Consider the following 21,289-nt stretch of genomic DNA (forward strand, 5'->3'; position numbering starts at 1 on the left):
CCGCAAGGTAACCCGGCACCGCGGCGGGCGGGCGTTGTCGCTCGTGGCACCAATCATCGATTAAGAAGATCTGGGCAGGACGCCCGGGGACGGGACATGCCGGTCCACCCGGCGACGTCCTCCGCACGACCGGGGACGGGACATGCCGGTCCACCCGGCGACGTCCTGCGCCTGTCCGCGCCCGGGCGCGTGCCGTCTGACATCTGTCGCGGATTCCTCAACCCGGACCGCCGGGAGCCGATGTTCGCGGCAGTCCACGGAAGGAGACGACATGGCGCAGGACGCACCACGGGGCGTGCCGGCGCGCGCCGACGGCTGGCGACCCCAGGACCCGGTGCTCAACGGCCTCATTCACAAATCGATCGAGCAGGCGTACCGTCGCAACGCGGAGACCGGCAGCATGACAGCCGTCTTCGGCGGCGGGATCGTGCTGCTCATCCTCGGGGTGATCCTCGGGGCCGGCACCGGCAGCCCCGGTCTCGCCCTGATCGTCGTGGTCCTGCTGGCGGCCGGCGGCCTGTTCTACGCCGGGATGAACTCGCCCGCCCCCAAGGTGGACCCGCTCCGGATCCTCGACGTGCTCGGCGGCCCGGGCAACCTGCCGGCCGGCTACCTGGTCCACCCGGCGGCGTGGCGGGCCGGCCTGGCCGAGTACCTCGCCAGGATCAGCGACCGTGACCTGTCGATCGCCGTCCGGCTGTGCCGCGAGCACCCCGGCTCGATCGCCGACCTGATCCGCCTGGTGATGGCCGCCGAGGCGCACGCGCACGAGAACGCCTTCGGCCGCTCGATCACCGAGTCGGACGTCTTCCGGTACGCGCACCGCGCCACCCTGGAGTGGGCCCGGGTGGCCCCCGCCCCCATGCTGGCGGAACGGTAACAGCATCGAACCCGCGAACGATCGGCCGCCGGCTGTTGCCGGCGGCCGTTTCGCCGCCCCCGCCCGTCAAGCCGCCAAAACAACCGTCACCACCAGCCCACTCCACCCGGCTGGTCCTCAGGACCCTCTCAACCCCGCCGAGACAACCCTCACCACCAGCCCACTTACCGGGGCTGGTCCTCACGGTCCCCTCAAAGCCACCGAGACAACCGCCACCACCAGCCCGCCCTACCCGGCTTGGGCTTGGGGATCGCTTCGAGACCACCGAGACACCGCGGCCGGTGAGACGACGGCGGGCGCAATGGCATGGATGGGGACAAACGGCTCGGACGGACGGCGGGCAGGACGACGATCGCCGGACGGGGCCAGGACGAAAGGACGGCGACTATCCGAGGTGCGACAGGCGGTGTGCGAGACGCGGGTTATTTGCCGATCGGGATCGTGGCCTGGAGCAGGAGGGGCTCGGTGGTGGCCCAGGCGCAGTCGGACATCGGGACGCCGGCCGGTTGGTACATGACGCGCAGCTGGTAGGCGTCGTCCTCGGCGCGCACCAGGAACCACCATGGGCACCCGCCGGTCTCCTTCGTCGCCGAGTACAGGTAGTTGCTGTACTCGAACGGTTTCCAGCCGGACCGCGCGGCCAGGCCGGCGTAGAACTTCGCGACGTCGGTGCCGGTCGGCGGGGTGGTGAGGCGCCGGCTGACCGAGCCGAAGGAACCCGGCGACCCGCAGGTCAGCCCCTCGGCCACCGGATCGAGGCGGGTCAGCCGTGGGTTCTGGTTGAGGATGGCCTCGGCGCGGATGGCCTTGACGGCCGCCGGGTCGGCGCGGCATCCGCTCGCCTCGGCGGCGTCGTCGCCCGATCGCAGGTAGACCCCGCCCAGCACGGCCCCGACCAGCAGGGTGCTGACCACGACCGGTCCGGCATAGACCCGGATCCATTTCGGAACGCTCACTCGGTTATGTCTCCCGCGCTGCGATCATCGACAGCGCAGATGATATGGCGCCGCTCCACTGAGGAACACCGTCCGTCCGGTTCACGTCACGACCCGACGGCGTGGACCCGCAACCACCGCACCTTTCCATCCGAGGTTTTCGCCTGCCGGAGCTATTTGGGTACGCCGTGAGCCGGTCACTGACGCGGCGTGCGGCCGAGCCCCGCCACGGGGCGGCAACGGCGGGCGGCAACAGCGGGCGGCAACCGGCGGGCGGCAACCGGCGGGCGGCAACCGGCGGGCGGCAACCGGCGGGCGGCAACCGGCGGGCGGCAACCGGCGGGCGGTAACGGCGGGCCGGGCGCCGCGACCGTACCGGAAAGCGGCGGCCGCGGGCATCGGCGGCCTCGCGCCGGACAGCGGACCGAAGCCTCTCGACGCGGCGCGCGGCGGCATGCCAGGATGTCGATGCAAACGTTTCCAGCAATTCTCATGGACCGCAGGAAGGCACCCATGCCCGACCACGCCGAGCCCGCTGACCTGCGGGACGTCGCCCTGCTGCTGCGCACCGGGGACGATGTCGCTGTCGCCACCCGGGACCTGGCCGAGGGCCGCGTGCTGCGGCACGACGGCGGCGACCTCACCGTGGTGACGCCGGTGCCGCGCGGGCACAAGATCGCCCTGCGGGATCTGGCCGAGGGTGCGCGGGTGCACAAGTACGGGCAGGTCATCGGCCGGGCGACGACCTCGATCCGGGCCGGCGAGCAGGTGCACGCGCACAACCTGGGGATGGACGCCGTCGAGCGCGACTACGAGTTCGGGACCGGACGCGTGACGATCGCCCCGGCGACCGAGGAGCGGACCTTCGAGGGCTTCCCGAGGGCGAACGGCACCGTCGGCACCCGCAACTACGTCGGCATCGTGACCTCGGTGAACTGCTCCGCCGCCACGGCCCGGATGATCGCCGACCAGTTCCGTGGCCCGGTCATGGACGCCTGGCCGCACGTCGACGGCGTCGTGGCGCTGGCCCACGACTCCGGCTGCGGCCTGGTCCCGGCCAGCGAGGGCGGCCGGATCCTGCGGCGCACGCTGCGCGGCTACGCCACCCATCCGAACATCGGCGGCCTGATCGTTCTCGGCCTCGGCTGCGAGATGCTCGGCGTGCAGACGCTGCTCGCCGACCTCAACGCGCCGGCCGACACCCTGATCGAGCGGATGACGATCCAGGAGACCGGCGGTGTCCGGGCCACCGTCCGAGCGGGGACCGACGTGGTCCGCGCCATGCTGGACCGGCTGAACGAGCGCCGCCGCCAGACCGTCCCGGCCTCGAAACTGGTGCTCGGGCTGAACTGCGGCGGCTCCGACGGCTACTCCGGGATCACCGCGAACCCGGCCCTCGGCCACGCCTCCGACCTGCTCGTCGCCCAGGGCGCGACCACGGTGCTGGCCGAGACGCCCGAGGTCTTCGGCGCGGAGCACCTGCTCACCCGGCGTGCGGTCAACCGCGAGGTCGGGCAGCGGCTGCTCGACCGGATCGCCTGGTGGCACGCCTACGTGGAGGCCGGCGGCGGCACCCTCGACAACAACCCGTCACCGGGCAACAAGGCCGGCGGCCTCACCACGATCCTGGAGAAGTCCCTGGGCGCGGTCGCGAAGGGCGGCTCCGCGCCGCTGACAGCCGTCTACGAGTACGCCGAACCCGTCACCGAACCGGGCTTCACCTTCATGGACACTCCCGGCTACGACCCGGTCTCGGTCACCGGCCTGGTCGCCGGCGGGGCCACCGTCGTCTGCTTCACCACCGGCCGCGGTTCGGTCCTCGGCGGCAAGCCCGCCCCGGTCATCAAGATCGCCACGAACTCGGAGGTCTTCGAGCGGATGCGCGACGACATGGACCTGGACACCGGCGGCATCGTCACCGGCGCCACCACCATCGAGGCGGCCGGCGCGGAGATCTTCGAGACCATCCTGGCGGTCGCCTCCGGCAGACTCACCGCCAGCGAGGACCTGGATCTGGGCCGCGACGAGTTTGTGCCGTGGCAACTGGGCGCCGTGACGTAGGGTCAGGCCGGCTTCCGGTACACCTGCGTCTGGATCTCCACGCTCAACTCGCAGTCCGGGCGGAAGAACCGGTTCCGCACGTCCACGAACTCGTCGGCGATCTCCTTCCGCGCGCCGAGGAAGGACAGCAGCCCCCATCCCTGCTGCCACCCGATCCGGATCTCGTCCGGATGGAACTCCGGTTCCGGCCCACCGGTGTTCCGGACCGTCGTGGCGAACCGGCACAGCTGCTCGAATCCGAGCTGCTCGGCACGCCCGGGCAGGTCGGACATGATCGTCCGGTCGCCCTCGTAGCAGCTGTCGTGCGTGCGGATCAGCCGGAGGACCTCCACCGGGCCGCGGAAGGTCTCGTCGTTCACGTCGACCACGTACAGGATCCCGCCGGGCCGCAGCACCCGGTACATCTCGAGCAAGGCGGCGTCGGGGTTCCGCAGGTGGATGAACACGAAGTTCACCGTGATCACATCGTGCGAGGACGATTCCTCGCCCGTCGCGTACGCGCCGGCCTGGCCGAGGTCCAGCGCCGGGTGGGACGCCCTGGCCTGGCACAGCAGCTCCGCCGACGGCTCGATGCCCCGGACGGCGTAGCCGGCGAACCGCGGAAGGCCGCGCAGCGACGCGAGGTACCCACCGGCTCCCGAACCGACGTCCAGCAGGCTGGCCGGGGCGGCCGGGAACGGCGCTGCCGCGATCCTGGGTAGCTGCTCCGCCAGTACCAGGCGCCCCTGCTCCGCGAGCCGGGGAATCTCCTCGGCCAGCGACAGCGGCTGCGTGTAGATGTTCTCCGCGACCAGCGCCTCGGTCGCGACCAGGTCCAGGCGTCCGTGATCGGCGAGGAACCGCACCAGCGACGGCGCGGTCAGTCCCTGCTCGGCGGCACCCTTGTCGATGCGCCGGTGCTCGAGGTGGAAGGCCCGCAGGTCTTCGGCGCCCTCGACCTTCATGACGAGCATCCGCTCACCGAGCAGCTCCACCTCGCCGTGCCGCCGGAAGCTGAAGCCCCGATACACCCGCTCCAGGACCCGGTGCCTGCCCCGCAGCAGCAGGATGATCCGCGCCGGGCGCAGCACCTCATGGAACTGCCGAGACATCGCGCTGACCAGCCACGCGGTGATGCCGCGCCCCCGGAACCCGGGCAGTTCGACGCGTTTGGCCCCCTGGACGGTCACCCCACCCACCCGGGCGAGGCCCATGGCGGACAGCTCGGGCGCGTCATCCGGGTACAGGTAGGCCGACACGACGGCGATCAGGCGTCCGCCAGAGAGGACGCCGAGGTGCAGCCCGTCCCGGTCGCGCGGATCGTGCACCATGTCCGGGCCGAAGCCCTGCTCGGTGACGAACACCCGGCGGCGGATCTCCTGGATGTCCTCCCCGTACTCCGCCCAGGACAGCCACGTGACCCGCAACTCCACGTCCATGTCGTCCCTCCGGTCGGGTCGGCCACCGGCCGGCACAGGGCAGGATCCCGGGTCGGCCGGGGAAGGCTACCAGCGCGAGTTCACGCCGCCCGGTGTCGCTCTTTAGGATCGCCGGATGATCACGGCGGTTCCCGACATCGTCCGGCGCCGGTTGTCGGCCCTGGACACCCGGCTCGATCCGTACTCGTGGCTGGTCACCGGCGTGATCGTCACGGTTGCCGCGATCCTGCGACTGAGCGGTGTGACGTACCCCAAGAAGTTGATCTTTGATGAGATCTACTACCCGACCGACGCCTGGGACATGCTGCGGCACGGCGTCGAGTGGGACGAGAAGACCGACGGCCCGGGCTACGTCGTGCACCCGCCGCTGGGCAAGTGGCTGATCGCGCTCGGCGAGAAGGCCTTCGGCAACACCGAGCTGGGCTGGCGGTTCCCGGCCGCGGTCGCCGGCACCCTGATGATCCTGATCCTGATCCGGGTCGCCTACCGGCTGTTCCACTCGACGGTGCTGGCCGGGCTGGCCGGCCTGCTGATGACGCTCGACGGATTCCAGCTGGTGCTGTCCCGCACGTCGCTGCTGGACATCTTCCTCGGCCTGTTCGTGCTGGCCACGTTCGCGGCGATGGTGCTGGACCGGGACCATTACCGGCGAAGTCTGCTGCGCGGGCGGGAGACCGGGACGAAGCGGCCGATCGTAACGTGGTGGCTGCTGGTCGCCGGGGTGCTCTACGGCCTGGCCTGCGGGGTGAAGTGGAGCGCCCTGTTCTTCCTGCCGGTCTTCGCGGTGCTGATCGTCGTGTGGCGGGTGCGGGCCCGTCACTCGGCCGGCGCGCCGTTCACCCTCCTCGCCGACCTCGGCTGGGGTCTGACCAGCTTCGCCCTGGCCGGCATCTGCTATCTGGCCACCTGGACCGGCTGGCTGGTCACCGACACCGGCTTCTACCGGCACTGGCGGGCCGACAACGGGATGAGCGAACCGCCGGTCCTGGGCGCGCTGCTGAACCTGTGGCACTACCACTCGGCGGCGTACACCTTCCACAGTGGCCTGACCAAGCCGCACCGCTACCAGTCCTGGCCGTGGCAGTGGCTGCTGCTCGGGCGTCCGGTGCCGTTCGATTTCGCCACCCCGAGCGGCTGCGGCGCCCCCAAGTGCGCCCAGGAGATCGTGCTGCTCGGCACGCCGATCCTCTGGTGGTCGTTCCTGCCGGCCCTGGTGGCCCTGGTCTGGCTCGGCGTCGCCCGCCGAGACTGGCGCGCCTACGCGATCGTCGCGAGTGCGATGGCGGGCCTGCTCCCCTGGTTCTACTACGCGGTCGAGGACGGGCGGACGATGTTCTCGTTCTACGTGCTGCCCGCGCTGCCGTTCCTGATCCTCGCCGTCGTCTACGTCCTCGGCGCGATCATCGCCGAGTTCCGGGCCACCGGGGTCGTGGTCACCGCGGTCTATGTGGTCGCTGTCGCGCTCTGCTTCGCCTACTTCTATCCGATCTTCGTGGACTGGGTGATCCCCTACGACAGCTGGTGGGCACGGATGTGGCTCGGCACCCGCTGGGTCTGAGAAAACCGCTTTACGGTACGGCGCGAGCACGCTCGTGGTCCGGGCCGCAGCCGCGGCCCGCGGTTGCCGCCGGTCACCACCCGAAGCACGAGCGGCCCGCGTCGTCACCCGTCCTCAACCACCCACGACCACGACTTCTCGGCTGGCACTCACGGTGGTCTCACCGCCCCGCACACCACCACCACAACCAGCCACCACCTCGCGGCTGGCACTCACGGTGGCCTCAACGGACCGCACACCACCACCACGACCAGCCACGACCTCGCGGCTGGCGCTCACGGTGGTCTCAACGGACCGGAGACCACCACGACGACCAGCCACGACCTCGCGGCTGGCGCTCACGGTGGTCTCAGCGGACCGGAGACCACCATCACGACCAGCCGTGACTGGTCTTGGCGGGTCGGGGGCTGCGTGAACCCGCGCAGGCAACGAACCGCCCTGCTCTGTGGGGGCGCCGGGCGGGTTCGGGCCGGACCGCCGCCGCACGGTTCTGGGAGGGGGCGGGGAGGGGTGGAGGAGGTGCGGCTTCGCGGCCCGGAGTGGCTTCGGCGGTGAGCCGCATCGGGGCCTTGGGACGGGACCTCCTCGCGCGGGCGGGGGCGAGGCGGTGCGGAAAGCGTACGAAAAAGGGGTTCAGGAGAGCTTGGAATTCGTGATCTTGGGGTTGCCGGTGCCCAGGTAGAAAATGCCGGGGAGGCCGTCGGTCTGGAAGCCGGCGCTGGGGTTACCGCGCAGCCGGGAGTTGCGGATGATCAGGGTGCCGGTGCGGTCGTTGCTGACGAAGAAGATCGCGCCGCCGCCCTCGACCGCCTTGTTGTGCTCGATCAGCGTGCCGTCGAGGGTGAGGGTGAACCTGTCGCCGTCGAGGTAGATGGCGCCGCCGCTGCCGCCGCCCGGGGTGCCGGGGCGGGCCGGGTTGGCGCCCTTCCCGATGGCGTTGTTGCCGGTGAAGTAGCTGTTCAGCACGGTCCAGGAGACGCCGATGCTGGACAGCGCGGAGCCGTTGGAGCACCTGCCGCCGGTGAAGGTGCTGCCCACCACGTAGACCGGGGTGTCGCCGCCCTGCTCGAGCACCCGGATCGCGGCGCCGCCCAGGTCCGGACCGGTGCTGTCGCAGCGGTTGCCGGTGAACCGCGAGTTGATCACCTTGAGGTGACCGCCGCGGACGAAGATCGCGCCGCCGCCGCCCTGCGTGCCGTCGGAGTCGTCGCCGGTGCTGTTGCCCTTGGTGAACGCCAGGTTCTGCACGGTCAGGCGCGGGGTGTCCTGGTCCTGGCAGTGCGAGGTGGTCCAGCCCTGCGCCTTGTCACAGGTGTTCAGGTAGAGGATCCGGCGCTTACCGCCGCCGCTGAGGGTGACCTTGTCGCCGCCGTCGATGACCACTGTCGTCTTCGCGTTGACCACCTTGGCGGTGCTGGTCATCGTGATGGTGACCGGGGCGGGGCCGCAGTCGAAGGTGATGATGCCGCCGGCCGCGACGGCCTTGACGACGGCGGCCGAGGTGCAGCTCGCCGGGGTGCCCTTGCCGACCGTGCGGTCCGGCTTGCTGGTGTCGACCGGTCTCGCGGCGGCCGGGATGCTCGCCGTGCCGCCCGGGTTGCCGGGCCGGGGCAGAGTGGACTCCTTGACCGGCTTCTTGGCCGGTGCCGCGGAGGCGGACGGGGACGCGCTCGCGGTCGGGGCGATCGACACCGGCACGCCGGTCGAGGCGTCGGCGATCACCGGCGCCTCGGTGGCGGCCGCGAGGCCGGTCGGCGCGTCCTCGCCGTCGTCCTTCCCGCAGGCGCCCAGGGCGGCAACGGTGAGCAGGCTCAGCGCCCCGGCAGTCAGTCCACGTCGCATTCGCACGGGCGAGATGCTAGCGGTTATCGCTGATCAAGAGGGGGGCACGTCCGACGAAGCGCGCACCACGAGGCTGGTCGGCAGGATCATCTGGTCGCCGGGGGCGCCGGTGCGGCCGAGCAGCAGGTCGAGCCCGACCGATCCGGATCGGTGCTTGGGCACCGCCACGCTGGTCAGTGGCGGATGGCTCATCGCGGCCAGGCTCACGTCGTCGAACCCGACCACGCTGATCCGCTCCGGCACCGCAACCCCGCGCGCCGCCAGCCGGTGCAGCAGGCCGAGCGCGACCAGGTCGTTGTAGGCCAGCACGGCGGTGGCCGGGGTGGCCAGCACCGGGTCCCCGGCGCCCAGGCCGCCCTCGAAGGTGGGCGCGACCGCGTCGAGCAGCAGCACCTCGGGCACCCCGGACAGGACGGCGAGCCGCTGGCGGGCGGCCCACGAGTCCTCCGGACCGCCGACGTACGCGATCCGCCGATGACCCAGAGCGATCAAATGCCGGACCGCTTGCCGGATCCCGTCGGAGATGTCGGCCACCACCGAGGACAGGCCGGGCACCCGGCGGTGCAGCAGCACCGTCGTCGCCGGGTCGGCCGCCTTCAGCAGGTCGGCGTCGGGCGACCGGGGCGAGCAGAGAAGCACCCCGTCGGTGTTGCGCCCGAGCGACGCGAGCGCCTCCCGCTCGGCGACCGGGTCCTCGTCGGTGTCCGCGATGAACACCCCGTAGTCGACGGCCCGGGCCCGGGCCGTCACGCCCTTCGCCACCTCGGCGAAGAACGGATTGCGCAGGTCGGGGACGATCAACCCCAGGTTTCCGGTACGCCCGGTGATCAGTCCCCGGGCGGCCCGGTTCGGCTGGTATCCGAGTCGCGCCGCGATCGCCTGCACCGCCTCGCGGGTGCTCGCGCTGACCGTGCCGCCGGTCAGCGCCCGGGACACTGTCGACACGGAGACGCCCGCCTCCCGCGCGACGTCCTGCACGGTGGTACGCCCCACGTCAACCCCTTGTCCCCGGCTGGCGAGCAGCATAACGAGAACGGCATCCCCTAGTATTTGCCGCATGGCAAACAAGGCGCTGGATGTGCTGATCGTCGACGACGACGACGCCGACACCCTGATGATCGAGGAGGCGCTGCTCACCGCCGAGCCACCACCCGCCGTGCATCGCGTGGCCGACGGCAGCGAGGCGATGGACTACCTGTTCCAGCGCGGGCAGTACGCGGACGCCGCGCGCCCCGACCTGATCCTGCTGGACCTCAACATGCCCCGGATGAACGGGCACGAGGTGCTGGCGCAGGTGAAGAGCGACGACACGCTGAAGAGCATCCCGGTCGTGGTGCTGACCACGTCCACGGCGCTGCCGGACATCACCGCGAGCTACACCCGGCACGCCAACGCCTTCGTCACGAAGCCGATGGATCTCGACGGGTTCGAGGACGCGGTCGGCAAGATCCGGCGCTTCTACAGCGAGGTCGCCATCCTTCCGTAAAGCAGTGAATCAGGTCACGCACGGTAAAGGTTAGGTCCCCCTTACGAGCCCACTAGCTGCGGAAACGCTCTTCGCGCAGGGCGGCTGCGCGAACGGTCGGTCAGACGAAACTTGATCTGAACCTAGGTTGAAGTTTTAGAGTTCCCTTTCGCCCGGCGGCCGATCTTGGCAGGGCGGCTGTTGCACGCGACGAGTGAGTGAGGGAACGCGACCATGGACCGCCCCCTGAGGGTTGCTGTCATCGGAGCCGGCCCGGCCGGCATCTATGCCGCCGACCACCTCATCAAAGCCCACCCGGACGTCACCGTCGACATCCTCGACAAGCTGCCCACGCCGTACGGCCTGATCCGCTACGGCGTGGCACCGGACCACCCGCGGATCAAAGAGATCATCACCGCGCTGTTCAAGGTCCTGGACAACCCGCGGATCCGGTTCATCGGCAACGTGGCGTACGGGGTCGACGTCAAGCCGGAGGAGCTGAGCCGCTTCTACGACGCGACGATCATCGCGACCGGCGCCGAGAAGGACCGGGCCCTGGACATCCCGGGCATCGACCTGCAGGGCAGCTTCGGCGCCGCCGACTTCGCCTCCTGGTACAACGGCCACCCGGACGTGTCCCGCGAGTGGCCGCTGGAGGCCAAGGAGGTCGCCGTCATCGGCGCCGGCAACGTCGCCATCGACGTGGCCCGGATCCTCGCCAAGACCGCCGACGAGCTGCTGGTCACCGAGATCCCGGACAACGTCTACCAGGCGCTCAAGCAGAGCCCGGTCACCGACGTGCACCTGTTCTCCCGGCGTGGCCCGGCGCAGGTCAAGTTCACTCCGCAGGAGCTGCGCGAACTCGACCACTCGCCGAACGTCGAGGTGATCATCCACCCGGAGGGCATCGAGTTCGACGAGGGCAGCCTCGAGGCGATGCGCAAGACCCGGCACGTCAAGATGTGCGTGGACATCCTGCAGAACTGGGCGGTCCGCGACCCGCGGGACCGGCCGCGCCGCCTGCACCTGTACTTCCTGCAGGCGCCGGTCGAGGTGCTCGGCGAGGACGGCAAGGTGGTCGGCCTGCGTACCGAGACCCAGGAGCTGACCGGTGACGGCTGGGTCCGGGGCACCGGCGAGTTCACCGACTGGCCGGTGCAGGCGGTATACCGCGCGGTCGGCTACCTGAGCAGCGCGCTGCCGGACCTGCCGTTCGACACCAGTACCGGCACCATCCCGCACGCCGCCGGCCGGGTCCTCGACCTGGACGGCGAGCCGATCCCCGGCATGTACGTGGCCGGCTGGATCAAGCGGGGCCCGGTCGGCCTGATCGGCCACACCAAGGGCTGCTCCGGCGAGACGGTGACCAGCCTGCTGGAGGACCTGGACAAGCTGGAGCAGGCGCCGCGGCACGACCCGGCCGAGGTGATCACCTACCTCGAGCAGCGCGGCCTGCCGTACACCACCTGGCACGGCTGGCAGAAGCTGGACGCGCACGAGATCGCGCTCGGCGAGGAGCAGGGCCGCAAGCGGGTCAAGGTCGTCGCCCGCGAGGAGATGACCAGCATCTGCAACGACTGATCGTCGTTGGTGAGAAGGGGGCCCCGTGGGCCCCCTTCCTCAGCTCTCGATCTCGATGATCTGGCCGCAGACCTTCTCCCGGAAGTCGGCCAGGGTCGGGAACAGCACCACGCTGATGTCGACGGCGCCGAAGCCGTCGAACCGCGTCGGGTAGTCGGCGAGGAAGCCGGTGCCGTCCCCGCAGTACTGCCACATCGCCACCGAGTCGAGGTCCCAGCCGGCCCGCTCGTAGATGCTGCGGGGCAGCTGGGCCGTGTAGCGCGGCACCCACAGCCAGTCGCAGCCCATCCGGTCGCTGATGCCCTTGTCGCGCATCGCCCCGTTGCCGTACAGCATGGTCTGCTGGTTGGCCCGCTCCTGGATCCGCTGGGCGAACGCCGTGGTGCACTCGATGATCTGGTCGGCGGTCGCGGCCTGGTTGCTGTTGCTCTCGCCGCCCAGCTCGACGTCGACGATCGGGATGATGTCGCCCACGTCGAACCCGCCGGCGTCCTCGACGGCCCGCAGGTAGAAGTCCGCCTGCGCCGCGCCGTCCTGATCGAATTTCAGGAAGTGGTAGGCGCCGCGCAGCCACGTGTCGCCGTAGCGGTCCGGGACGAGGTCGTGCACCGCCCGCCAGTTGTCGCCGAACCACGACGTGCTGAACGTGGTCCCCTCGGTGGCCTTGAGGATCGCGCCCACCACGTTCGGCGCGTCGACAAGCGCTTCCCAGTTGGGTTTCCCGCCGAGGTCACCGGAGTAGACGTCGACGAGCAGGTTGCGTTCCGACATGGCATCGAGGCTAGCCCGTGTTTCGGAGTCCGGCCGAGTGCGAGGCGAGGTCCAGAGTGTGGCTGGCAACGGCCGCGAAGCACCCGCATACCGGTGTTGTATGTGGGTGTTTCGCGGACGCTGCCAGGCGCGCTCTGGGCCACGCCGCAGCCCCGGTCGGACTCCGAAACACGGGCTAAGCCTGGAAGCCACGGGCGGTGCGGGTCAGAAGGGTGAAGCCGCACGCGGTGAGGAAACCGGCGTAGTCGTCCTCCCCCTCGCCGGCGTAGTCGAGCAGCCGGGTCACTCCCGCCAGCTCCAGCCAGGTGGCCGCCCGGCCGAGCAGCCAGCGCCCGATCCCCCGGCGGCGATGTGCCGGCTCCACCCACAGGTTGCCGACGTCCGCCCAGGTGCCCACCCGGGAGACCCGCGGCCCGGCGTCGAGGTTGGTGTCCACTTCGACATATCCCACGTCGGCCCCGTCCCGCACCGCGGTGAACCGGGTGCCGTTGATGCCCATCGTCCGGCGAGCGGTCAGCCCGGGCACCGGGTCCGCCGGCCGGTCCAGGCCGCCGACCCGGACCACGAACACCATTTCGGTACGCCCGGAGTGCCGGAATCCGACGCGCTCGTAGATCGCCCTGACGTGCGGCCACTGCTCCGGCACGCCGTAGACGCCCGGAGCCGGCAGCGCCCCGTCGGCCAGCCGGCGGGTCACGCCCCAGCGCCGCAGTTGTGCGTGGCAGGCCACCGCGAGCGCGTCACCGGCTCGGCCCGCGTCCGGCCAGATCGGCTCGTCCAGCGCGCACACCAGCCACCGGATCTCCCCGGCGTCCCGCAGGTGCTCCCCGGTCCGCTCCCCGCCGGAGTACCGCACCAGGTGGGCCGCGGCCACCACCCGCCCGCGCTGCTCGGCGACCAGCGTGACCCGCTCACGCACCCACCGGTCGACGAGGAAGTCCCCCGGCTCCGCCTCCAGTTGGCTGAGCAGCGCCTGCACGGACACCGACACTCCCGGCACCACCGCCGCGATGTGCGCGTTGACCAGAGAGGTGACCTGCTCCCGGTCGGCACGGCCGAACGGCCGGATCAGGATCTCGGACATGGGCGGACCTTCCACGCGGGCGCTGCACAGCGCGCAACCAGGGAACGACCCGCTACCGAGCGGTACGCGACCACGATACAACTCCGCGCGCTGACAGGTGGTCACCGATGCGGCCGGCGACGACGTCGTCGTCCGCTGGTGGGTCCCGTTCCGGCGCGGTCCGGGAAACGGAAAAGAGAGCGGCCGACCGCCCCGGGAGCTCACGCGACGAGCGCGGATCTCAACCGAGGGCGGCCGGCCGCCATCTCACCCGGGGACCCGAACCGGGCCTCCGGGCAGCATCCTCAGAGCGGGCGGATGTTCTCCGCCTGGGGGCCCTTGGCTCCCTGGGTGACCTCGAACTCGACGCGCTGGTTCTCGTCGAGGCTCCGGAAACCGGAGGCCGCGATGTTGGAGAAGTGCGCGAACACGTCCGGGCCGCCGTCATCCTGGGTGATGAAGCCGAAACCCTTGTCGCTGTTGAACCATTTGACGGTGCCGGTGGCCATGATCTCTCCTGGTAATGAGCTGACTTCAAACAAAAACGCCTGACGGGCCGAAATACCCATCAGGCGTTCAAGAAAGTCTGTGAGATACAACGTGGTCAGACTAGCACGGCATCGGCTATCGGACGGTACCAAGCACGGTGACCTCGGTGATGGCGGCGTCCTGGGCGGCGCCGAGGCCGGAGATGCGGTAACTGGTCAGCACCGGCAGCCACCAGTCCGGCAGGTGGCCGCGGCCCGGGTCGCCGACCAGGATCCGGCCGCCGCGGGCGGTCACCCGCAGCAGGAAGGTCAGCATCCGGGCGGCCAGGTCGCGGTCGTAGAGGCCGTCGCCGACCAGGACCACCTCGGCGTCACCGCCGTCGCCGTCGAGCAGATCGCCCTCGACCAGCCGCAGGGGCACCGCGTTGGCGTCGGCGTTCATCGCGGCGGCGGCCAGCGCGTACGGATCGATGTCGTTGGCCGTCACCTCGGCGGCGCCGGCCTTGGCCGCGGCGATCGCCGCCACCCCGCCGCCGCAGGCCACGTCGAGCACCCGCAGGCCGCGCACCGACTGCGGATGGTCCAGCAGGTACCGGGCGAGGGCCTGGCCGCCGGCCCAGGCACTGGTCCAGAACGGGGTCAGCCCGGCGCCCGTCTGCGACTCCAGGCGCGCCTGCAGGACGATGGCGTCGTCGGCCAGGTGCAGGCGGAGCTCCGGAAGAAACGGTGGCGTCACCAGCCGCAGGCCGTCGTAGCCGTCGGCGCACGAGGCCATGAATGGGGTCAGCGAACTCGCGTCCAACGTCGGCACGGCATGCTCCGATCAGGCAGGGTCGCCCGATCCGACCAGTTGCCCACGACCCTACAGGGTGGGTGGACGCGCGCCGCACGATGCGTCGAAAATCCACCCCCCGGGCTGGTCAGGCCGTGATCGGGTTGTACTGCAGCGTCCAGCGGTAGGCCTGCACGAGACGGGTGTCGAAGCCGGACGCCGAACCCCACAGGAAGATCCGGAAGCGGCGGTAGAGCTCCTCGCCCCAGCGGGCCACGATCTCCTCCCGCCGGGCGTCCAGCCGCTGCGCCCAGGCCCGGCAGGTGAGGTAGTAGTTGTGCCTGTCGTCCTCGACGTTGAGCAGGTCGAACGGCGAGTGCGCCACCTGTCGCAGGTACTGGTGCAGCAGCAGCGGGGCGGACCGGCCGGGGTAGACGTACTGCTTGAAGAACGTCGACGCGGTGTGCTTGCGGCGCATCGCGAGCGCGTCCAGGTAGACCCGGCCGCCGGGTTTCAGCAGCCGGGCGTAGGTCCGCAGGGTGGCCCGGTAATCGGGCAGATGCTCGGTGACGCCCATGTTGACTATCGCGTCGAACGGCTCCGGCGACTCGTACTTCAGGATGTGCTGCCGGACCACCGTGACCGGCAGCCTCTCCCTGGTGAACAGGTCGTTGAGGAATTTCTCCGACTCGGCGGCCAGGGTGACGGTGGTGACGTCGATGCCGCGCCGGGCGGCGTGCTCGGCGAAGGCGCCCCAGCCGCCGCCGACCTCGAGGACCCGGTCGCCCGGTTTGACGGCGATGCCGCCCAGGGCGATGTCGAGCTTGCGGGTGATCGCGTCCTCCAGGACCTCGTCGTCGCCCGAGAAGACGCCCTGGGTGTAACAGCGGTGCCGGGTGTCGAGGAAGGTCAGGAAGAAGTCCGAGTCCTCGTCGTAGTGCTGCGAGATGGTGCGCCGGTCGTGACCGGTGCGGCCGTGCCACAGCGACGGCGCCCAGCGGCCGAGGAACGCGATCGGGTGGATGTCGGAGAAGAACCTGCGCATGTTCAGCAGCGCGCCGAGGTCGCCCTCGCAGTCGAGGTGCCCGCGCAGGTAGGCCACGGCGACCCGCAACTGGTCGAGCGACGCGAGGGCGTCGTGGCCGGCGTCGTCCCGGACCACGATGCGGAACCGGGACGGGGTGGGCCCGCTGGCGCCGAACGCGAGGACGGCGCCGTCGCGGGCCTGGATCTCGAAGGGAATCGGTGAGCGGTCACGGAAGAACTCGTCGTAACGCCGGCTGAAGACGTCGGCCAGGTTTCGCCGCCTCATGCCGTGATCCTCTCACCGATATCCACGTCTATCCAGGTTTCGCCGGTCCCTATGCGACGGTGACGGCGAGCGCGGACTGCTCACGCATGGCCCACGGTGACCCGTACGCGGTGAGCAGCTCCAGGAACGGCTTCGGCGCGAACGCCTCCGGGCCGAGCACCCCGGCGCCCCGCCACTCGCCGGTGGCGAGCAGCTCCAGCGCCACCACCGGGTTGATGGCGGTCTGCCAGACCACCGCCTGCGACCCGTACTCGGCCATCGACCACTCGTTGTCGACCACGTGGTAGAGGTAGACCTCGCGGGGCGCGCCGTCCTTGACCCCGCGCACCCAGGTGCCGGCGCAGGTCTTGCCGCGCATCCGCTCACCCAGGGTCGCCGGGTCGGGCAGGCTGGCCGCCACCACGTCGCGCGGCGACACGGTGACCGGTCCGTGCGGTCCGGGGACGATCACCCCCTCGGTGGAGTCGAGCCCGATCTGGTGCAGGGTGCGCAGCGTACGGATGAAGTCCTCGCCCAGCCCGTACTTGAAGGTGACCCGCCGCGCCCGCACCCACCGCGGGATGAGCAGCACCTCCTCGTGCTCCACGTTGACGCACTGCACCGGCCCGATGCCGGCCGGGAAGTCGAACACCTCGGGCTCGCTGAACGGCGCCGTGGTGAACCAGCCGCGGTCCCTCTCCCACACCACCGGCGGGTTCAGGCACTCCTCGATGGTGGTCCAGATGTTGAACGACGGGGCGAACTCGTAGCCGTCGACGGTCAGGTTCGCGCCGTCCCGTACGCCGATCTCGTCGATCTCGTCGAACAGCTCGTCGGCGGCGTACCGGGCGAAGACGTCGGACAGGCCCGGCTCCACGCCCATCCCGACCAGCGCCAGCCGATCCGCGGCCAGCCACTCGTCGTGCTTGGCGAACTGCGCGTCACCGAGCATGACGCCGGGTTTCTCGTAGGGCTGCGACGGGTGCGGCCGGGACAGCGACATCGCCATGTCCAGATAGGTGACTCCGGCCTCGCCGGCCGCCGTGAACAACGACACCACGAAACGCGGGTCGGTGGCGTTGAGCAGCACGTCACATCCGGTCCGGCGGAGCAGGTCGACGACCGCCACCGGGTCGGAGGCGTCCACCCGCGCGGCCCGGAACCGGGGATCGCCGGCCGCGGTCACCGCGGCGTGCGCCCGGGCCAGGTCGTAGTCGGCCACCACCATCTCGTCGAAGAACGGCCGCCGCGCCGCGATCCTGGTGATCGCCGTGCCGACGCCGCCCGCTCCTACCAGCAGGACACGCATGACCTGCTCCTTTCCTTGCCTTTCGAGGTAAAAGATCGTGGGGCCCCGCCACAGATCAAACTTTCCGGGTACGCGTAAGGTCAACTGTGTTGGCATAAGAAGGTCGAGGTTCCACCATGCCGAAGGCAGTGGTCAGCGAGGGCGACAGGCGCCGACGCAGACCCACCCGCTCGGGCACCGTGCTGTCCGAGACGCTGATCATCGATACCGCGTTACGCCTGCTCAGGGAGCACGGCAGCACCGGTCTGAGCGCCCGCCGGCTGGGCCTCGCGCTGGACTGCGACCCGAGCGCGCTGTACCGGTATTTCCGGGGCATGGACGACCTCACCCTGGCGATCGGCGACACCCTGATCGGGCAGGCGTTGCACGGCTGGTCACCCACCGGTGAGTGGCGTGCGGACCTGCGGACGCTCGGGTTGCGGTTCCACAGCGCGTACGTCGCCCACCCGCAGGCCGCGGTGCTGACCACCAGCCGGGTCACCGGCCGGGCCAACGAGCTGGCCGCCGACGAGGCGGTGCTCGGCGTGCTGCGCCGGGCCGGTCTCCCGGTCGCCGAGGCGGTCCGGATCTACCACGCGTTCATCGACCAGACGCTGGCGTTCGCGGCCCTCGACGCCGCCTCGCTGGCCCTGCCGAGGGCGGCGTTGCGGGCCGAGGACGAGGTGTGGCGTTCGACGTACGGCCGGCTGCCGGCCACCACCCACCCGCACGTCGCCGAGGCCGCCCCGCTGCTCGCCGCCGAGATGGTCGAGAGCGCCTACCCGGCCGCGCTCGACCTGCTCCTGGACGCGATCGCCGCCCGGCTGGCGGCCAGGCTCGCGGGCCCGGCCGCACCGGCCGGCAGCGGTGCGGGCCGGGGGCGGCTCCGCCGGTCGTGACCCCGCTGGCACCATGACCGGCATGACAGCCGCACCACGGGTCTGGTTCGACACCCCGCACCCCCGGCTGCGTCCGGTGCTGGCCGCGATGATCGGCGCCGGCGTGCTGCTCGCCGGCCTCGGGGTGGCCGGTGACGTGGCCGGGTTCTGGGCGAGCCTCCCGTTCCTGACCAACCTCGTGTCGTCGCTGACCGGCGCGCTGTTCGGCATCCCGGTGGGGATAGTGGTGGTGCAACGGCTGCTGCAGGCGCAGACCGACGCCAACGACCGGGCCGCCGCCTGGCGTCTGGCCCTGCGGTCGGCGCACCACATGCGCACCGCGGCCGGCGCGCTGACCGGCCCGGCGGGCACCGGTGAGGAACTGGCCCGGCTCCTGGCCCGGTGCGACAGCGCGGTGGCCGAGGCCCGGGAGTGGGCGGAGCTGGCGCACCACGCCCGGCCCCGGCCGCGGCGGCTCCGGGCCAGCATGTACCAGCGCACCTACCTGCGGCAGGTGCTCGAGTTGCACGACGCGGCCCGGCAGGCCCTGGCGGTGTACACGCGGACGAGCCACGCCGCCGCGACCGCCATCGAACGGATCCGGTCCGAGGCCGGGTTCCTGCACGATCAGGTACGGCCGATGGTGCTCCGGCTGGACGGCGCGTGGCTCCCACCCCCGCAGGCCCGGGCGCTGGAACACCTCGACGAGAGTTTCCCCGCCGACCTGCCGCGCGCCGCCGCCGCCCAGGCGCGCGCCGTCGAACTGCTGCTCGACGCGATGGCCGCACCGCAACTCGCGGCGCTGCTGCCCGAGGACGACGCGGCCCGGGCCGGCCTCGGCGATCCGAAGCTGCCGCTGCCGATGCCCCCGATGGAGCAGCTGACGAAGGTACGCGCGGAACTCGGCCGGCTGATCGCCCAGCTCGACCGGGCACGGCGGGCCGGCGCGCTGGCCGGCGAGATCCAGGATGCCGTCGACGACAGTTGTCGATCAATGCCGAGGGCTACCGTTGGGTAACCCCGCGGCGTAGCGTGACGGCCAGGCACCGTCCGACGTCGGAGGGAAACACCGATGACCACGACGAATGGGAAACCGGCAGACGTCTCGGAGAAGCAGGCCCGGCAGGTTGCCGAGGCGGCCCGGGAGTCCGAGTGGCGCAAGCCCAGCTTCGGTAAGGAGCTGTTTCTCGGCAAGTTCCAGCTGGACCTGATCGACCCCTGGCCGAGCCCGCCGGACAGTCCCGACGCCGACGACTTCCTGCGCAAACTCGACGCCTACGTGCGCACCGAGCTGGACGGCGAGCGGATCGAACGGGACGCCCGGATCCCCGACGAGGCGTTCCAGGAGCTGGCCCGGCTCGGCGCGTTCGGCATGAAGATCGACAAGGAGTACGGCGGGCTCGGCCTGTCGAACCTGCACTACTGCAAGGCGCTGACGCTGATCGGTTCGGTGAGCGCCTCCACGGCGGCGCTGCTGTCGGCACATCAGTCGATCGGGGTGCCGCAGCCGCTGAAACTGTTCGGCTCCGCCGCACAGAAGGAGGCCTTCCTGCCGCGCCTGGCCGCCGGCGAGGTGTCGGCCTTCCTGCTCACCGAGCCGGATGTCGGTTCCGACCCGGCGCGGCTCGGCACCGTCGCCGAGCCGGTCGAGGGCGGGTACCGGCTGAACGGGATGAAGCTGTGGGCGACCAACGGCACGGTGGCGACGCTGCTGGTGGTGATGGCGCGCGTCCCGGAGAAAGGGATCACCGCGTTCGTGGTCGAGGGCGACGCGCCGGGCATCACCGTGGAGCGGCGCAACGCGTTCCTCGGCCTGCGCGGCCTGGAGAACAGCGTCACCCGGTTCCACGACGTCTTCGTACCGGAGGAGAACGTGATCGGCGGCCTGGGCAAGGGCCTGCGGATCGCCCTGACCACGCTGAACACCGGCCGCCTGTCGCTGCCCGCGATGTGCGTCGGCGCCGGCAAGCGGTCACTCACGATCGCCCGTGAGTGGGCCGCGGACCGGGTGCAGTGGGGCCGGTCGGTCGGCACCCACGAGGCGGTGGCCAAGAAGATCGCGTTCATCGCCGCCACCACCTACGCGATGGAGTCGATGCTCGACCTCTGCTGCCTGATCGCCGACGACGCGCGCAACGACATCCGGATCGAGGCCGCGCTGGTCAAGCTGTTCGCCAGCGAGATGGGCTGGCTGATCGCCGACGAGCTGATCCAGATCCGCGGCGGCCGCGGCTACGAGACGGCGGAGTCGCTGCGGGCCCGCGGCGAACGCCCGGCCGAGGCCGAGCAGATCCTGCGCGACATGCGGATCAACCGGATCTTCGAGGGCTCCACCGAGATCATGCACCTGCTGATCGCGCGGGAGGCGGTCGACGCGCACCTCACGGTGGCCGGCGACATCATCGACCCGGACGCCGATCTCGGCCGCAAGGCCCGCGCCGGTGCCCGCGCCGGTGGCTTCTACGCGCGGTGGCTGCCCACCCTCGCGGTCGGCAAGGGTCAAAATCCTTTGGAGTACGCCCGGTTCGGCCCCCTGGCGGCCCATCTGCGGTACGTCGAACGCGCCTCCCGCAAACTCGCCCGCTCGACGTTCTACGCGATGTCCCGCTGGCAGGGAAAGCTGGAGCGCAAGCAGGGCTTCCTCGGGCGGATCGTGGACATCGGCGCCGAGCTGTTCGCGATGTCGGCGGCCTGCGTGCGGGCCAACGCCTCGGGGCAGCCGGCCGAGTTGGAGCTGGCCGACCTGTTCTGCCGGCAGGCCCGGCTCCGGACCGAGGCGCTGTTCACGGCGCTCTGGGACAACACCGACGCACTCGACGCGAAAGCCGCCGACCGGGTCCTGCACGGCCGGTACGCCTTCCTCGAGGAGGGTGTGGTGCATCCGGCGTCGGATGCCGCCTGGGTCGCGCCGTGGCAGGCCGGGGCGGCCACCGTCGAGGACGTGCGACGACGCATTCCGCCAGCTCAATGAGGCCGCAGCCGGTGTCGGGTACGGTTT

At 71.0% G+C, this 21,289-nt stretch carries 18 protein-coding genes; 8 read left to right on the top strand and 10 right to left on the bottom strand.

The annotated features are described in order from the left end of the window. Positions 1-271 precede the first annotated feature (271 nt). Positions 272-880: a hypothetical protein gene (locus Actob_RS27070; protein WP_284914644.1), complete on the top strand. Its 609-nt coding sequence runs from the start codon at positions 272-274 to the stop codon at positions 878-880. Positions 881-1,302: 422 nt separating this feature from the next. Here the strand turns inward: Actob_RS27070 and Actob_RS27075 are convergent, their stop codons facing one another. Continuing rightward, on the bottom strand, positions 1,303-1,836 hold the full coding sequence (locus tag Actob_RS27075) for a hypothetical protein (RefSeq protein ID WP_284914645.1): 534 nt from the start codon (positions 1,834-1,836) through the stop codon (positions 1,303-1,305). A gap of 492 nt (positions 1,837-2,328) precedes the next feature. Between Actob_RS27075 and Actob_RS27080 the strand changes: the two genes are divergently transcribed. Continuing rightward, positions 2,329-3,876 (top strand): UxaA family hydrolase, encoded by a 1,548-nt coding sequence (locus Actob_RS27080; protein ID WP_284914646.1) that lies wholly within the window; start codon positions 2,329-2,331, stop codon positions 3,874-3,876. Between the two features lie 2 nt (positions 3,877-3,878). On the opposite strand, the gene Actob_RS27085 is transcribed toward Actob_RS27080, so the two are convergent. Continuing rightward, entirely contained in the window at positions 3,879-5,294 is a 1,416-nt protein-coding gene (locus Actob_RS27085) for a class I SAM-dependent methyltransferase (protein ID WP_284914647.1), read from the bottom strand. Between the two features lie 115 nt (positions 5,295-5,409). On the opposite strand from Actob_RS27085, the gene Actob_RS27090 reads away from it, so the two are divergent. Further along, a complete protein-coding gene (locus Actob_RS27090; RefSeq protein WP_284914648.1) occupies positions 5,410-6,852 on the top strand; it encodes a dolichyl-phosphate-mannose--protein mannosyltransferase in 1,443 nt (480 codons plus the stop codon). 633 nt (positions 6,853-7,485) lie between these two features. Here Actob_RS27090 and Actob_RS27095 read toward each other — a convergent pair. Together Actob_RS27095 and Actob_RS27100 are read right to left on the bottom strand one after the other, a co-directional pair. Further along, positions 7,486-8,694, bottom strand: a complete 1,209-nt coding sequence (locus tag Actob_RS27095; RefSeq protein ID WP_284922391.1) for a hypothetical protein — start codon at positions 8,692-8,694, stop codon at positions 7,486-7,488. A 33-nt stretch (positions 8,695-8,727) separates the two neighbouring features. Further along, the gene (locus Actob_RS27100; protein WP_284914649.1) at positions 8,728-9,687 is read right to left on the bottom strand and encodes a LacI family DNA-binding transcriptional regulator; all 960 of its coding nucleotides are present in this window, start codon (positions 9,685-9,687) and stop codon (positions 8,728-8,730) included. Positions 9,688-9,751: 64 nt separating this feature from the next. Here Actob_RS27100 and Actob_RS27105 point away from each other — a divergent pair, with 64 nt between their 5' ends. Continuing rightward, the gene (locus Actob_RS27105; protein WP_284914650.1) at positions 9,752-10,180 is read left to right on the top strand and encodes a response regulator; all 429 of its coding nucleotides are present in this window, start codon (positions 9,752-9,754) and stop codon (positions 10,178-10,180) included. 213 nt (positions 10,181-10,393) lie between these two features. Further along, positions 10,394-11,740, top strand: coding sequence for an FAD-dependent oxidoreductase (locus Actob_RS27110; protein ID WP_284914651.1), 1,347 nt, complete (start codon positions 10,394-10,396; stop codon positions 11,738-11,740). Positions 11,741-11,779: 39 nt separating this feature from the next. Here the strand turns inward: Actob_RS27110 and Actob_RS27115 are convergent, their stop codons facing one another. The 6 genes from Actob_RS27115 to Actob_RS27140 form a co-directional block, all read right to left on the bottom strand. Next, positions 11,780-12,511: a glycoside hydrolase family 25 protein gene (locus Actob_RS27115; RefSeq protein ID WP_284914652.1), complete on the bottom strand. Its 732-nt coding sequence runs from the start codon at positions 12,509-12,511 to the stop codon at positions 11,780-11,782. A 175-nt stretch (positions 12,512-12,686) separates the two neighbouring features. Further along, a complete protein-coding gene (locus Actob_RS27120) occupies positions 12,687-13,595 on the bottom strand; it encodes a GNAT family N-acetyltransferase (RefSeq protein ID WP_284914653.1) in 909 nt (302 codons plus the stop codon). A 284-nt stretch (positions 13,596-13,879) separates the two neighbouring features. Then, positions 13,880-14,083: a cold-shock protein gene (locus tag Actob_RS27125; protein WP_284922392.1), complete on the bottom strand. Its 204-nt coding sequence runs from the start codon at positions 14,081-14,083 to the stop codon at positions 13,880-13,882. Positions 14,084-14,198: 115 nt separating this feature from the next. Further along, positions 14,199-14,837, bottom strand: a complete 639-nt coding sequence (locus Actob_RS27130; protein WP_407653718.1) for a class I SAM-dependent methyltransferase — start codon at positions 14,835-14,837, stop codon at positions 14,199-14,201. A 145-nt stretch (positions 14,838-14,982) separates the two neighbouring features. Further along, positions 14,983-16,146: a class I SAM-dependent methyltransferase gene (locus tag Actob_RS27135; protein ID WP_284914655.1), complete on the bottom strand. Its 1,164-nt coding sequence runs from the start codon at positions 16,144-16,146 to the stop codon at positions 14,983-14,985. A 49-nt stretch (positions 16,147-16,195) separates the two neighbouring features. Further along, positions 16,196-17,434, bottom strand: a complete 1,239-nt coding sequence (locus Actob_RS27140; protein WP_284914656.1) for a saccharopine dehydrogenase family protein — start codon at positions 17,432-17,434, stop codon at positions 16,196-16,198. Positions 17,435-17,550: 116 nt separating this feature from the next. Here Actob_RS27140 and Actob_RS27145 point away from each other — a divergent pair, with 116 nt between their 5' ends. The 3 genes from Actob_RS27145 to Actob_RS27155 are packed head-to-tail and all read left to right on the top strand — an operon-like array spanning position 17,551 to position 21,262. After that, a complete protein-coding gene (locus Actob_RS27145) occupies positions 17,551-18,312 on the top strand; it encodes a TetR/AcrR family transcriptional regulator (RefSeq protein ID WP_284914657.1) in 762 nt (253 codons plus the stop codon). 22 nt (positions 18,313-18,334) lie between these two features. Continuing rightward, a complete protein-coding gene (locus Actob_RS27150) occupies positions 18,335-19,309 on the top strand; it encodes a hypothetical protein (RefSeq protein WP_284914658.1) in 975 nt (324 codons plus the stop codon). A 54-nt stretch (positions 19,310-19,363) separates the two neighbouring features. Continuing rightward, on the top strand, positions 19,364-21,262 hold the full coding sequence (locus Actob_RS27155) for an acyl-CoA dehydrogenase family protein (RefSeq protein ID WP_284914659.1): 1,899 nt from the start codon (positions 19,364-19,366) through the stop codon (positions 21,260-21,262). Positions 21,263-21,289: the final 27 nt, after the last annotated feature.

The organism is Actinoplanes oblitus, from assembly GCF_030252345.1.
Classification (GTDB): Bacteria; Actinomycetota; Actinomycetes; order Mycobacteriales; family Micromonosporaceae; genus Actinoplanes; species Actinoplanes oblitus.

Bases quoted from the DNA above. Each gene is read 5' to 3' on its own strand.
- Actob_RS27070 (WP_284914644.1), top strand. From the start codon at position 272: ATGGCGCAGGACGCACCACGGGGCGTGCCGGCGCGCGCCGACGGCTGG.
- Actob_RS27080 (WP_284914646.1), top strand. From the start codon at position 2,329: ATGCCCGACCACGCCGAGCCCGCTGACCTGCGGGACGTCGCCCTGCTG.
- Actob_RS27085 (WP_284914647.1), bottom strand. From the start codon at position 5,294: ATGGACGTGGAGTTGCGGGTCACGTGGCTGTCCTGGGCGGAGTACGGG.
- Actob_RS27090 (WP_284914648.1), top strand. From the start codon at position 5,410: ATGATCACGGCGGTTCCCGACATCGTCCGGCGCCGGTTGTCGGCCCTG.
- Actob_RS27095 (WP_284922391.1), bottom strand. From the start codon at position 8,694: ATGCGACGTGGACTGACTGCCGGGGCGCTGAGCCTGCTCACCGTTGCC.
- Actob_RS27105 (WP_284914650.1), top strand. From the start codon at position 9,752: ATGGCAAACAAGGCGCTGGATGTGCTGATCGTCGACGACGACGACGCC.
- Actob_RS27110 (WP_284914651.1), top strand. From the start codon at position 10,394: ATGGACCGCCCCCTGAGGGTTGCTGTCATCGGAGCCGGCCCGGCCGGC.
- Actob_RS27115 (WP_284914652.1), bottom strand. From the start codon at position 12,511: ATGTCGGAACGCAACCTGCTCGTCGACGTCTACTCCGGTGACCTCGGC.
- Actob_RS27120 (WP_284914653.1), bottom strand. From the start codon at position 13,595: ATGTCCGAGATCCTGATCCGGCCGTTCGGCCGTGCCGACCGGGAGCAG.
- Actob_RS27125 (WP_284922392.1), bottom strand. From the start codon at position 14,083: ATGGCCACCGGCACCGTCAAATGGTTCAACAGCGACAAGGGTTTCGGC.
- Actob_RS27130 (WP_407653718.1), bottom strand. From the start codon at position 14,837: ATGGCCTCGTGCGCCGACGGCTACGACGGCCTGCGGCTGGTGACGCCA.
- Actob_RS27135 (WP_284914655.1), bottom strand. From the start codon at position 16,146: ATGAGGCGGCGAAACCTGGCCGACGTCTTCAGCCGGCGTTACGACGAG.
- Actob_RS27140 (WP_284914656.1), bottom strand. From the start codon at position 17,434: ATGCGTGTCCTGCTGGTAGGAGCGGGCGGCGTCGGCACGGCGATCACC.
- Actob_RS27145 (WP_284914657.1), top strand. From the start codon at position 17,551: ATGCCGAAGGCAGTGGTCAGCGAGGGCGACAGGCGCCGACGCAGACCC.
- Actob_RS27150 (WP_284914658.1), top strand. From the start codon at position 18,335: ATGACAGCCGCACCACGGGTCTGGTTCGACACCCCGCACCCCCGGCTG.
- Actob_RS27155 (WP_284914659.1), top strand. From the start codon at position 19,364: ATGACCACGACGAATGGGAAACCGGCAGACGTCTCGGAGAAGCAGGCC.